Genomic DNA, 13,443 nt, shown 5'->3' on the forward strand with positions numbered 1-13,443 from the left:
CCGGAGGCCGAGATGAGCACGAAAAAGTGGAAGAACATGGACGCCGGCCTCTTGACGATGATCGCCAAGGTCGCCCGTAACGAGGCCCTCAGCGCCGCCGACGAAGCCTCCATCGCCGATTTCCTCAAGGGCTACGCCGGCACGAGCAGCGACAACGGCTTTGCCACCGGCCCCACCGGCGATGTACGGGGCAACAACACCCTGCGCCGCACCAACTGGTTCAACGGCCGCTACCTCACCGCCGAAGCCCTGTCGCGGCAGGACGTCTACTTTGACGCCCGCGCCCGCCTCAACGCCCAGGCCATGATGCCCGGCATCGCCTGGGGCCTGGGCCTGAGCGCCGACGGCCTCAACCAGACCGGCATCGATTCCGAATCCCGCGTCGGCGGCGTCTCGCCGACGGCCGAGATCGTGCTCGCCCCGGGCCTCGCCTTCGACGCCATCGGACGCCCCATCGTCGTCTCGCAGCCCTTCTTCGTCTTCACCATCGAGCAGCTTCTGGGGGCCTACCGCAAGACGCCCCAGAAGGTGATCGGCGGCGGCAACGACTTCACCCCCTGCGTCTGCCTCGCGCCCGACCCTGCCGGCCCCACTGGCGGCAGCGCCGGCCTGCCCTCCGGCCCCTACCTGCTGATCATCCAGGCCAGCGAGAGCGAATCCGGCGGCGCCAAGGTGATGGGCGAAATCTGCGGCGGCGCGGCCGCAGCCAACTGCAAGGCCGACACCTGGCGCTGTGGTTTCGGCCTGTCGCTGGTGCGCTTCCCGGTGGATACGCCTTTCCGGCAGGATCTGCAGTCCGCCTGGGATCTGCGCGGCACCCTTTCGGCCTACTACTTCGACGTCTTCGAGCACCCGCTCTGGAAGCGCTGGGACCCGCGCTTCGGCACCGACGCCACCTTCAACGCCGATACCGGCGTGGGCCGCCACGACACCAGCGCCGTGCCCCTGGCAATGGTCTACCTGGGTGAGGATGGCAGCATCCTGTTCCTCGACCAGTGGATCCCCCGCCGCACCATCAGCAACAGCCAGGCCGACAACTGGCACCGCACCCGCTTCGGCGCCCCGCCCCGGGCCGCCGCCTGGGCGCGCATCCACCAGTTCCAGTGCATGCTGGCCGAAAGCATCGCCCAGCGCCCGGTGGACCCGGACGGCAACAACCTCTTTACCCGCGGCTTCCGCCACATCCCGCCGATCGGCTTCCTGCCGATCCAGCCACGGGCTGCCGACGGCGAGTTCGACACCGGCTTCGACACCATCGACAAGATGCTCGCGGCCGCCCAGGGCAGCCGCTGGCTGGTCTCGCCGCTGGTCAAGAGCGCCATCAAGCAGGGCGAGAGCTACTTCCGCACCACCCGGGTGATCCCCTACGCGGTCGTCGCCCTCCACGATGACGACATCCTCGAAGACCTCAACAACGTCTTCGACAAGGACCCGATCCAGCTCTCCCGCCGCCTTGACGACACCACAGGCGGCACCACCGTACCCGGCGGCGGCACGGGTGGAGGCACCGGCGGCACCGGCGCCAACACCCACTACAGCACCCACCAGGCGACCCTGTTCCAAGGAGGCCTCAAGCAGCAGACCGAAGCCGTGGCGCTGCCCGGCTACTTCCGCATCCTCGGCAACCTCTTCGAGATGATGGGACTCGACGATCTGGTCAATCGCCGCACCGAGATCGTCAAGCTGGTCGTGCCCCTCCAGGGCCTCACCCGCCAGCACCCGCTGGTCGGCCGGCTGCCGGAAGACGCGCTCAATCAGGCAGAGCGCTGGGGCGTCAATCCCCTCCTCACCGCGGGCAACGCCCTCGGTCAGCTCGGCACCATCAACGAGAGCGCCGAGGCCATGGCCGGGCTCATCTCGCGCATCGGCCTCGACATGCTGCCCCGGCACTTCGTGGTGTACGTCAAGCAACGGCTGGTGCTCCTCGACGCCCTGTTCTACCTGCTCGAAGTGCTGCAGTTCCTGATCACCTTCCTGCAGGAAGTCCGGGGCTTCACCCGAAGCGGCCAGCAGAAGGCCCTCACCACCGAAGAGCTGCGCGCCCAGTATCTGCGCCAGCCCGCCGAGAAGCGCGCCATCGTCGAAGCCCTGATGGCCCAGCCCGACGTGCAGGCCAATCTGGTCCAGGCCGCCGACATGAGCAGCTCGGGCCTTGCCGTCACCACCCGCAACCAAGCCTTCCTGGCCCAGGTGCAGACGACCGAGGCGGCCCTCGAGAACACCGTCGCCGACCCCGCCGAACGCAAGCGCATCGCCGTCGGTCAGGTGGCTGACACCTACGCCGCCGAATACCCGGATTACCAGCTCGTCCAGGTGCTCGCCGCCGTGCAGCCCACCCAGACGCTCGCGGTGGTCAACAAGCTCTCGGTAAAGCGCACCACCGAGGTCACCCGCACCCTCGCCGACGATCTGGTGCAGGACGGCCCCGCCCACTTTGCCGACACCGGTGCCCGGCCCATCTACGCCGACCTGCGCGCCGGCCTCGAAAGCCGCAAGGTGGCCGACTACGTGCGCGGCAGCGACACCCAGCTCACCGTCAAGGAAGTGCTCGCCAAGACCCCGGAAGAAGCCCAGCAGCTCCTCGGCGCCGAGAGCTACGAGAAGTTCCGCAGTGCCTTCCAGGCCGACCGGGCCGCCGCGGTGGCCGGGGCCGAAGCCCTCGCCAAGGGCGTGCCCGCCGATCTGGCGGTCAAGGTGGAAGCCGAGATCCAGGCCGGCAAGCCCGCCGAGGCGGTGATCGAAAAGCTCCAGACCGAAACCGCCGCTTCCAGCGCCAACCGCCCGGTGCTCGACCAGACCGCCAACCTCCTGCGCATCACCGGCGGCCAGGCCAGCTTCCTCAAACTGGTGAAGCGCACCTGATGGCACGGCCAATGTGCGCACTAACCCGGCCGCCCGAAGGGGGCGCGCATCCTCCCCCGGGGAGGTGGTCGCGCAGTGACCGGAGGCTTGTTTGATGACCGACGACCTCGACATCGGCCTGCTGTCCACCCGCATCCGCAGCGGTGATGCGGAGCACGCCCAGGCGCTCGCCGGGCAGGTGCGCCAGCTCGCCGACCGGCAACTCGCCCGCGCCCTCGACGGGGCCGGCGAGCGGGCCCTGGCTCGTGCCCGGCTGCCTGCCGGGGCCGTCGTCGCCGTTCACAAGCTCGACCTGCAGCTCAAGGTGTCGGCCGACGTGCCCGCCAGCGAACTCGCCGCCGGCTGGGCCGCCGCCTTCGAGGCCGGCCTCGCCCGACTCCTCGCCACCATCCCCCCCGGCGACACCGATGACGACGCCCCCGCCGCGTGGTTCGCCGACGCCTGGGCCGCCGAACACCGCCACCTGGAACGCCGCGCCGCCGGCCAGCCCGACGCCTGGTGGGCGCTTGATCTGGCCGGTGACGACGACAACCCCGACCCCCTCGCGCCAGCCGCCATCCTGTTCCGCTGGCTTGCCCGCAACCCGGCCCGGGCGCTGCCCGCCATGGCCGCCCTGGCCCGCAGCGATGCCCCCGTGGCCAGCCTGCTCTCGGCCGACGAAGCCACGGGCCTCGTCCGCGCCCTCCTCGGTCACTTCGCCCGCCCCGACACGCCCCAGGCAACTCGCACTGGCCCCGGCGCCGACTCACCCGCCACGCCGCCGACGCCCACGCCGGAAGCCGGCACCCTGCCGCATCTCCAGGCCCGGCTAGACCGCCTCGCCAGCCACCACCTGCGCCTTTCCATTACCGGCAACCCGGCCCAGCGCGCCCCGTGGCTGCTCGCCCTGCTGCTCACCGAACACCCATCCGCCAGCCGCCAGCCCGCGGCCGTGCTGCTGCAGACGATCACCCGCGCCGCCGCGCAGCCCGCCACGCCACCCACGGGCGATCCCGGCGCGCTGGCGCCAGCCGCCCCGCAGCCAGCCCCCGCATCCTCACAATCCGGCAGCCCGGCAGACGAGCCCGCCCCCCTCACCCACCCGGTCTGCGCCGCCGGCCTGCTGCTGCTCATGCGCCCGCTGGTGCGCCTGGGCCTGCTGCCTGCGGCCGAGAACCTCGGCCCGGCCCTGGGCGATCTGGCCCTCACCGCCCTGCGCCGGGTGCTGGCGCCGCTGCCCCCGGGCGAGCGGGCCGTGGCCCAGGAACGCGAGCGCGTACTCCTCGCGGTGTTCGCCCCGGAATGCGACTGGCGCGAGCGCATCGCGCTGATCCCCGTGGGCGATCCCGCCGCCGCCGAGCGCCTCCTGGACGCCCTCATCGACGCCATTCCCGCCGACATCACCCCGGCGCCCGGTGGCCTGCGTCAGGTGTTCGGCACAACGCCCGCCGCCTTCCCCACCGCCGCCGACAGCCGCCTCGCCAGCCTGCTGCTACGCCCCGGCCAGCTGCGCGTCAGCCCCTGGGAGGCCGAACTCGCCTGGCCGCTGGCCGGCATCGACCTGGCCCTGCGCCGCGCCGGCTGGGATCAGGACCCGGGCTGGCTGCCCTGGCTCGGCCGCACGATCCGCTTCCGCTTCGGAGACCCCGCATGACCGGCCCCCGCAGCCCCGACCTCACCGACCTCTGGCTGGCCCTCGCCGCCGGCCGCATGTTGCTGCGCCGGCCTGACGACGCCGGCCTCATCCGGATCGCCTCGGCGCATCTCGCCACCGACACGCCCCAGCAGCTGGCCGACAGCATCGCCAGCGGCAACGACATCCTCTTCGCCACCCTCGAGGCCGCGCCCGACGCCACGCCCCTGGCCCGCATCGCCACCGGCTGCCAGCTCTCCGGCTTCGATCTGGATCTGCTCGCCTTCGCCGTGCTGTCCTGCTTCGACGAAGACGCCGCCACCACCATCGCCAGCCTCGCCGGCGGCCAGCGCCGGCTTACGGTGGGCCTCGCCCTCAAGCTGCTCTTCGGCGACAACGTGGACCCCGCCGAGGTACGCCACGCCCTGCGCGCCTCGCCCCTCTGGACCAGCGGGCTGATCCGCCCGGACGAAACCCCGCGCCCGCTGCTCGAGCGCCGCCTCGACCCCACCGAGACCCTCCTCGCCGGCCTCGATGGCCTGCCCCCCGCCGAAGCCGGCGCCGGCTGGCAGGTGCGCCTGCTCACCGCGCCCCCCCGCCCTGCCGCCAGCATCGACCGGGCCGCCCTGCAGATCACCGAGACCCCGGGCGTGTGCCTGCATCTCACCGGCCAGCCCGACCGGGCCGAGGAAGCCCTCGCCGTGGCGGCCATGCCCCAGGCCGCGCTGGTGCTCGACGCCCCCGACGAAGCCGCCCCGCCGCCCTGGGCCGAGGCCCACCTGCTGCGCCTCGCCACCGGCGCCCGGGTTGCCCTGCGCACCGACGCCGGCCAGCTCACCGCCCCCGTGCGCGTGCCGCCGGTGCCGGTGATCGCCCCGGCCAGCTTCTGCCTGCGCGGTCCCGGCGCCCACCTGCGGCGCGTGGACGTAGGCGGCAGCGACCCCCTCGAACTCTCCGAATGCTGGCAGCGCGCCCTCGGCTGCAGCCGCGCCGACGCCGACGAGCTCGCCGGTCGCAACTGGATCGACGACGAAGCCCCGGCCCTCGTCGCCGCCGCACTGCCGCCGGGCGCCAGCGTGCCCGACGCCCTCGCCGAACTCGCCCGGATGACGCCGCCCCGGGCCCTGCGCCTCGCCACCCGCTCGACGCCCGCCGTGCCCTGGCACCGGGTCGTGCTGCCGCCCCAGACCCGCGACCGCCTCGAAGACCTGATCCGCCGGGTGCGCCGCCGGGTGGGCGTGCAGCTGCGCTGGCAGATGGCCCGTGGCGAGCGCGGCCGCTCGGTGATCGGCCTGCTGTACGGAGAATCCGGCACCGGCAAGACCCTCGCCGCCGAAGCCATCGCCACGCGGCTGCACCTGCCCATGCTGTCGGTGGATCTGTCGCTGGTGGTCTCCAAATACATCGGCGAGACCGAGAAGAACCTCTCCGAGCTGTTCGCCGCCGCCGAGGGCTACGCCGCGCTGCTGTTCTTCGACGAGGCCGACGCCCTCTTCGGCCGCCGCACCAACGTGCAGGACGCCCACGACCGCTACGCCAACATCGAGGTCAACTACCTCCTGCAGCGGCTGGAATCCTTCGAGGGCTGCGCCATCCTCGCCACCAACCTGATGCAGGGCGTGGACGACGCCTTCCTGCGCCGCTTCGACCAGGTGGTGCATTTTCCCCGCCCCGGCGTGGCCGAGCGCATGGCCATCTGGCGCGGGCAGCTTCCCCTGGCGCACCTAGCGCCCGAGATTTCGATCGAGCAGCTGGCCGAGCGTTTCGAGCTCACCGGCGGCGAGATTCGCAATGCTGCCCTGTCGGCAGCCTTCATGGCCGCCGACGGCGGCACGGTGGTCACGGACGGCATGATCGATGCCGCCGTGGCCGAAGAGTTCAGCAAACTGGGCCGGCCGTTCCCGCGCCGGCAGGGAGCCTTTTCATGACCGACATCGCCACCACCCTGAGCCAGGCCAGGGCCAAGCTCTCCACCTGGCAGGCCGAAGCCGCCACCGCCGCCGCCAGCGGCGCCTCCCAGGCCCAGTCCGCGGACGCCGCCTGGGACGCGGTAGCCGCCATCGAGGCCGCCACCGCCCAGGCCGAGGGCCTGCGCGGGCAGATCCTCGCCCGCGACGACACCCTCGCCGCCGCCCTCGCGGCCCGGTCGGCCACCCTCGCCGAAGCCGAATTGGCCCGCAGCGACGGTGCCACGCCGCCCCTGGCCGATGCCACCGCCACAGCCCTGCGCGCCGCGGTGGCCACCGCAGCCGGCGTCACCCCGGCGACCAAGCTCGACGGGGCCGACTACAAGACCGCCGTAAGCACGGTGGACACCGCCATCGCCGCGCTGGACGACACCGCCATCAGTGATCTGGCCGCCGCCCTCGTCACCCTCGAAGCCAAGCTGCAGGCTTACGAAGACAAGGAAGCCCTGGCCGAAGCCGCCCTCGCGGCCGCCGAATCGTCCTCGGCGATCATCGCCGACGATCTCTCCAAGGCCCTCATCCAGCGCGAAGCCGCAGCTAGGCTGGCCGCCGCCGGCAACAAACCCGGCGCAATCCTCGCGTATGTGGATTACCAGGCTGCCCGGGCCCGGCTCACCGCCGCAGCCGCTGGCGCCGCCGCCACCAAGCTGCAGACCGACTGGAACACCGCCCGTGACGCCCAGCTCTCGGCCGCCGCCGATCTCCTCGCCGCCCAGGTGGCGGTGATCCAGGGCCAGCTCGCCCTGGCCCGCAAGCGCGCCGAGATGACCGCCAAGCTCGCCACCCGGGATGCCGTGGTCACCGCCGCCGTGGATGCCGTGCTCAACCCGCCGCCCGCCCCGGGCCCCTGACGCCCGCCGCGGCACCGCCACCACCGTCCGGCGCCACCACGCCGGACGCCGTCGCGCCCGCGCCGACGCATCGCCATGAGCCGCGCCCTCGCACCCGCGCCCCCAGCCCGCCCGGCCTCCGCCCGGCAGGAAAAGCACGCCACGCCGCCCAACCCGGCCACGCCCGCTGCGGTCGACCGGGCGCCAGCTGCGGCGCCTGCCCGCGCACCTGCCGCCGCCCAGCCCCCACCACCCACCACCTCGCCCGCCTACTTCCAGCGCCGCCTGGGTGCCGGCGCGCCCCTGCCCCGGCGCAGCGAGCTCGAAAGCCTCGTCGGCGCGGATCTAGGCCATCTTGACGTGGCGCTGGGCGTCCCCGCGCCTGGCGGACGACCGGACGCGCTGGCCGCCACCCGCGGGTCGCGCCTCGAGTTTGCCGACACCCGCCCCTCCAGGCGCCTGCTCGCCCACGAGACCATCCACGCCCTGCAGGCCCGGCGTGGCGCCAGCGGCGCAGTGGACGGGCGCGCCCAGCTCGAAGCCGAAGCCCACGGCCTCGCCGCCCGCGCCCAACTCGGGCAACCCATCCGTCCCCTCGGCCGCGCTCCCCAGACTTGGCTCTACGACGCCCCGCCGCCCGACGCCACGGCCCTGCGCGCAGCGCTCCACCCCGAGGGCGACAACGGCGTCTCCACCACCCGGGTGCTGGCCATCCTGCGGGCCAACGCCGCTCCCGCCGACATGGCCCAGCTGCGCGCCAGCTACGGCCCCGACTTCTTCCGCGATCTCGACCGCTGCTTCGGCGACACCAGCTGGGGCGAAGCGCGCGGCTACCTGGGCAACCAGCTCACCCTGGCCGAGAACCTGCAAACCCGCACCGGCATCCTCGTGCGCGACCAGGCAGGCATCCTCGACACCCTGCGGCGCTGGCCCGACGACGACGTGCTGCGCATGATCGAAGAGGCCAACGGAACCCCAGCCGCCGCCGCGCCCGCCCCCCTCTCCACCCCGGCCAGCCCGCCCGCGCCCCGCCCGGCCTCCGCCACCTGGGCCGACGTACAGCGGGCCTTGAACGATGCCCTCGCCGCGGAAGACGCCTTTCGGGCCACCCAGCTGCTGCTCGACAAGGCCGAGCGCGCCCGGGCCACGCGCCCGGCGCCGCCCCCGGGCACCGCCGCAGCCCGTCCGGACGCCGTCTCCGCGCAGCGGGTGGCGGTGGCCTATTCGCGCATCGCCGCCGCCGAATCGGCCGACCGTCCCGGCGACGCCTTCCTCGCCATCGCCGACCTCAACGGCCCCCAGCGGGCCGCCCTCGCGCCCCGGCTGGCCGGCGGCAGCTGGCCCAACATGGGCGCCGACATGGCCCAGCTGCGTGCCATCGCCGCCGACAGCGACGACGCCCGCGCCCTGGAACGCGCCATGCGCGAAGCCGGCAACCGCACGAGCGATGTCTCGCCGGCCATGCTCGAGAACGCCGCCACCCGCGCCAGCGAACTCATCAACCGCGCCCGCGAACGCCTCGCCGCCCTGCCCCCTGCGTCCAGCGAGGAGCGCACCCGGCGTGAAGCCGAGCTGGCCGCCCTGCAGGCCCGCTTCCACGAGCGCACGCTGGTGCAGGCGATGTACTTCGCATCCCACGAAACCGGCGCCGCCACCCTCGAAGCCCTCGGCGTTCCGCCGGAACGCTCGGCCGAGTTCCTCATCAATCAGGTCAGCACCTTCGACGAACTCATCACCTTCATCCGTCGCGTGCCGGTGCGGGCCCGGCTCGAGCTCACCCACTCGCCCTGGTACCAGGCCAAGCTCACCCAGATCCTCGGCATCAACCCCAGCCCCGCCCGCGAGGCGCTACTGCTGGCGGCGCTCTACGAGGGGCATCCCGACCTGGCCGGCAGCGCGTTCCTGATCAGCCAGCAGGCCCTCCTCGACGCCAACGACATCGAAAGCGCGTGGCGGGCCGGCAACCAGAGCCGCGTCTGGATCGCCCTGTCGCGGATGGCCGAGCCACGCCGCGCGGCCCTGGCCCAGCTCGTCGAACATCCGCCGGCACCGCCCGCCGACGCCCATCCCCGCCCGCCAACGCCGCCGCTGGTCGAGCTGCTGCGCAGCCTGGAGCGGGGCACCATGCGCGAGCGCCTCGACGCCTCGCGCCTGCGGCGCGGGCTGGCCGGCGAAGCCGAAGCCCTGATGCGCGGCGACGCGGTGGAGCTGGTGGTGCGCGGCGGACGGATCACCCAGCGCATCGAAGACCCGCGCGCCTTCATCGAGCTGGTGATGCGCACACCGGCCGCCCAGGCCGAGCTGCGCCGGGGCATGGTGATCCGCCGCCAGCTGCAGGCCAACCCCAACCAGTCCGTCAGCGAAACCGAACGCGCGCTGGCCGAACGCTACGATGCCGCAGTGGTCGCCGCCGAGCAGATCGGCGAGCGCGACCACGACCTGCGCCTCGCCTTCGAGACCGTGGCCTTTGGCGAACCGGACCTCAGCGGCGCCACGGGGCAGGACCCGGCGGTCGAAGCCGACTTCATGCACTACCGGCTGGAAGAACGGCTCGCGGCCATTCGCACCACCGGCTCCCGGGCGACCACCGACACCCTCAGCTGGGCCGGACCCAACGTGGACGAGAACGCCGCGCGCTTCCGGGTGTATTTCGACCAGGTGCGCCTGCGCGGCATCGGCCGGGCCGAGCTGGCCCAGCTGGCCGATCTGTACTACCGCACGATGGCCGCGCTGGACGCCTTCGCCCCGGCCAATCGCGCCTTCGCCTCGACCGCCGCGCAGCTGGTGGCCGCCGTCGCCGCAACGGTGGTGGTGTCGGCGGCGAGCGGCGGCAGCATGGGGCCGGCGGCGGTCGTCGCGCTGGCCGCCTTCGCCGGTGGCGCAACGGCCGGCCTCACCGGCGCGGTGATCCGTGGCCGCTCCACCGACGCCGAGATCCTCACCGATGTGTCCACCGGCGCGGTGGAAGGCGCCGTCTCGGTGGTCGGCTCGGCCCTCGCCGCGCGGGCCGTGCATGGCGCCACCGCCGGCCACGCGGCGGGCGAAGCGGCGCGGCTGGCGGGTGGCACCGCCGTCCGCCGGGCCACCGGCGGGGCCGGCGCAGCGATCGCCGAGAGCATCATCGACGGGGCCATCGGCGGCGCGGCGGGCGAGCTCTTCCAGACCGCAGTGGACGAAGCCACCTGGGACCGGGGCGTGGCCGCCGCCATCGCCGCGCTGATGGCCGCACTCACCCGCGGTGCCGCTTTCGGTGCAGTGGGCGGCCTGGTCGGCGGGGCGCTCTTCCAGGGCGCCAGCGCCGCCTGGCAACGGATCACCCGCCTCCACGGCCAGGATGCGGTGCGGGAGGTGATCGGCGCCTTCGACTCCATCGCGCTGGGGCATGCCCACACGATGGAGGGCTGGTCCGAGGCGCAGCTGGAGGGGCTCTTCCACGCCCGGCGGCTGGCCCTGGCCGGCGAGGACGAATCCGCCGCTGCGCTGCTCCGCCAGTTCGACGTGGTGCCCGAGGGCCGCGCGGGCGACCTGATCGCCGCCTTCCGAGCCCGGCGCGAACTGGTGGTACGCACCGCCGCCGAGATGGGCGTGCCGGTGGACGATCCGGGCATCGCCCAGCGGCTCGGGCTCGACAACGTGATGGTGGGTGGCGGGCTGGCCCCGGGCACCGCCGAGGTCCGCTACGCGATGGGGCTCGACGGCGTGCAGCGGCTCGAGCTGTGGGTCGGGCCGGGCACCCGCCTGGGCGACGTGAGCATCCACCAGGAAACCGTGCAGGCCCTGCGCCGCTGGGGCGACGAGACCGGCAACCTGCGCGGCATGCTGGAGCGGGTGCGAGCGTGGGCACGGGGTGGCACCCTGTCCAACGAGGAAGAGGTGATCCTCGAACTCCAGAAGCACGCCCGGATGATCGAGGCCCGCGAGCACGCCATGTCGGGCCTGGCGCCGGGCAGCGACACCGCCAACCGGCTGCGGCAGGAGATCGCCAACCTGCAGACCGCCGCCGACGCCATCCAGGCGCGGCTCACCGGCTGGGGCGTGCCCGAGGGTGTGATCGCCGGCGAGGGTGGCCGCGGCGGCAGGGTCGAGCCGGAGGTGAGCTTCCGGGGGTCCACCCGCGTGTCGTCCGAGCCGCCTTTCGATTACCGGGTGCAGCGCTTCAACGACATCTCCGAGCTGCCCCGCAACCTGGACGGCACCATCGCCCCGCTGCCCGAGGGCGTTGTGTACACCTTCCCGGACGGTACCCGGGTGTGGCGCGAGAACGGCTTCACCCGCCACGACACGGTGGTCCGCCGGGGCGTTGGCCGGCGCGAAACCGAGCTGGAATTCCTCAGCGCCGGCGAGCACGGCCGGCCGGAAGTGGCCGGCATGGAGCGCGCCCACACCCTCGGCCAGGGCACCGGCTTCGAGAGCCCCTTCGGCATCCTGATGGCGCCGGCCGAGGTGAACCAGATCATCCAGAACAACGGGATCGAGGAGCTGTTGCGCGGTTTCCGGGATGCCGCCCGCGGGGGCGAACGCTTCCACCTGTCCACCCTCACCCAGGCCCACTGGGGCACTTCGCGGCTCGCCGAGGTGCGCTACCGCGTATCGGTGTCGCGGGGCGGCGGCTCGCCCGAGTTCCTCTTCGAATACCGCATCACGGTGGGCCGCAACGCCCCCTTTGCGGTGGAGCACGGGCTCGCCAACATCACCGAGAGCCCCGACCTGTCGAACTACTTCGACCTGGTGGACGTGCCTGCACGGCTGCGCACCCGCTTTGCCATGCGGGCCGGGGGCGGCACGGCGCCCATCGTGCACGCCGAAAACTGGGCCAGCGTCGAACCGCTCATCGACACGCCGGTGGCGACCGCCGTGCTCCCGCCGGGCTACACCCGCGTCAGAAGCAGCGACGGCGGCTGGATCATCCGTCGGCGCGACCCCAACGACCTGCGCTTCCAGCGCCTCACCGTTCGCCCCGGCCCGGGCGGCGAGCCGGTGATCGCCGTCTGGCGGCCCTTTGAATGACCTACCGTGGCGGAGACTTGACCATGGAAAACCCCACAAAACGGCAAAAAATGCCGCTCATCACCCGAGACAAACCCGCCGAGCATCGGGCCGACCGGGTTGCCCGGGGCGAGCGCCCCGCCCCCGCGAGCCGCGCCGCCCGCGATCCCGCCCCCGCCAGCCTGGGCCTCGGCCCGGGCCAGCCGCTGCCGCGGGCCGAACGCCGCTACTTCGAGAACCGCCTGGGGGCGAGGCTCGCCGACGTGCGCGTACATCCCGATGCCTCCGCCGCCGTCGAGCTGGGCGCCAACGCCTTTGCCGCCGGCCGTGACATCGGCTTCGCCCCCGGCCGCTGGCAGCCCGGCACCCACGAGGGCCGTCGCCTGCTGGGCCACGAGCTGGGCCATGTGCTGGAACAAGGCGCGCGCCGCCAGCCGGCCATCCAGCTTGAGGAAGCCGCCAAGCCCGAAGACGGCGACAAGGCCGCCGAGGTGCTCACCGAAGGCGTCAAGACGGTCGTCGAACAGGCGAAGGAGAACGAAGGCGTCAAGCAGACCTTGCTCGACCCGGCCAAGCGTTACGCCCTCGGTCAGTGGAACCAGCTTGGCACCGGCGAGAAGGTCGGCGTGGCCGGCTTCGGTGCCGGCACCTATGGCCTCGCCCTGGGCGCCGGGCTGGCCGACCCTGCGGGGCGCAAGCTGCTGTCGGATGTGAACCTCGTCGCCCCGCTGGGGTTGATCCCCTATTCGACCCTCACCGACTTCCGTTACATCCTGCCGGCTACGCCGGGCGGGCCCACGCAGCTCAAGGCCTCGTTCTCGGGCGACGACCTGCTGGGCCTCGCCCACCAGAAGCTCTCGTGGATGCCGCCGATGACCCTCAGCCTCGACCTGGGCTGGAGCCTCGACCCGTCCGGCGGCGTCAGCCTCAGCTCGGCCAAGGCCACCTGGGGCGTGATGCCGGGGGTGTCGCTGCAGGCTGGCAGCGGCGTCGGGCTCGACTGGAAGCCCACCGTCACCGGCCTCGACGGCCAGACCTCGACGGTCATGAAATCCCTGCCGGCCCCCGCCAGCGCGGGTGCCACGCCCGCCGGCGTCGGGGTGTTCGTGACCATCGACCTGCTCAAGGCGCCCTTCGTGCCCGCCCCGATCCGCGCTGCGCTGGGTGGAGACGTGAAGAAGTAGGC

The 13,443-nt window shown here is 73.2% G+C and carries 6 protein-coding genes; all 6 read left to right on the top strand.

Annotated features, from left to right (window positions below; all coding sequences use genetic code 11):
* Window positions 1–12 precede the first annotated feature (12 nt).
* The 6 genes from GH681_RS00975 (at window position 13) to GH681_RS23500 (ending at window position 13,441) form a co-directional block, all read left to right on the top strand.
* Entirely contained in the window at window positions 13–2,862 is a 2,850-nt protein-coding gene (locus tag GH681_RS00975; RefSeq protein WP_153159590.1) for a hypothetical protein, read from the top strand.
* A 94-nt stretch (window positions 2,863–2,956) separates the two neighbouring features.
* The gene (locus tag GH681_RS00980) at window positions 2,957–4,495 is read left to right on the top strand and encodes a hypothetical protein (RefSeq protein ID WP_153159591.1); all 1,539 of its coding nucleotides are present in this window, start codon (window positions 2,957–2,959) and stop codon (window positions 4,493–4,495) included.
* On the top strand, window positions 4,492–6,402 hold the full coding sequence (locus tag GH681_RS00985) for an ATP-binding protein (protein WP_153159592.1): 1,911 nt from the start codon (window positions 4,492–4,494) through the stop codon (window positions 6,400–6,402). Before GH681_RS00980 ends, GH681_RS00985 begins: the two co-directional genes overlap by 4 nt.
* A complete protein-coding gene (locus GH681_RS00990; protein ID WP_153159593.1) occupies window positions 6,399–7,292 on the top strand; it encodes a hypothetical protein in 894 nt (297 codons plus the stop codon). Before GH681_RS00985 ends, GH681_RS00990 begins: the two co-directional genes overlap by 4 nt.
* 75 nt (window positions 7,293–7,367) lie before the next feature.
* On the top strand, window positions 7,368–12,278 hold the full coding sequence (locus GH681_RS00995; RefSeq protein ID WP_153159594.1) for a polymorphic toxin type 4 domain-containing protein: 4,911 nt from the start codon (window positions 7,368–7,370) through the stop codon (window positions 12,276–12,278).
* A 23-nt stretch (window positions 12,279–12,301) separates the two neighbouring features.
* The gene (locus GH681_RS23500) at window positions 12,302–13,441 is read left to right on the top strand and encodes a DUF4157 domain-containing protein (RefSeq protein ID WP_228111728.1); all 1,140 of its coding nucleotides are present in this window, start codon (window positions 12,302–12,304) and stop codon (window positions 13,439–13,441) included.
* Window positions 13,442–13,443 lie beyond the last annotated feature (2 nt).

This window comes from Zoogloea sp. 1C4, from assembly GCF_009469605.1.
GTDB classification, from domain to species: Bacteria; Pseudomonadota; Gammaproteobacteria; order Burkholderiales; family Rhodocyclaceae; genus Zoogloea; species Zoogloea oryzae.

Coding starts and splice junctions, on each gene's coding strand:
- GH681_RS00975 (WP_153159590.1), top strand. CDS start 13: ATGAGCACGAAAAAGTGGAAGAACATGGACGCCGGCCTCTTGACGATG.
- GH681_RS00980 (WP_153159591.1), top strand. CDS start 2,957: ATGACCGACGACCTCGACATCGGCCTGCTGTCCACCCGCATCCGCAGC.
- GH681_RS00985 (WP_153159592.1), top strand. CDS start 4,492: ATGACCGGCCCCCGCAGCCCCGACCTCACCGACCTCTGGCTGGCCCTC.
- GH681_RS00990 (WP_153159593.1), top strand. CDS start 6,399: ATGACCGACATCGCCACCACCCTGAGCCAGGCCAGGGCCAAGCTCTCC.
- GH681_RS00995 (WP_153159594.1), top strand. CDS start 7,368: ATGAGCCGCGCCCTCGCACCCGCGCCCCCAGCCCGCCCGGCCTCCGCC.
- GH681_RS23500 (WP_228111728.1), top strand. CDS start 12,302: ATGGAAAACCCCACAAAACGGCAAAAAATGCCGCTCATCACCCGAGAC.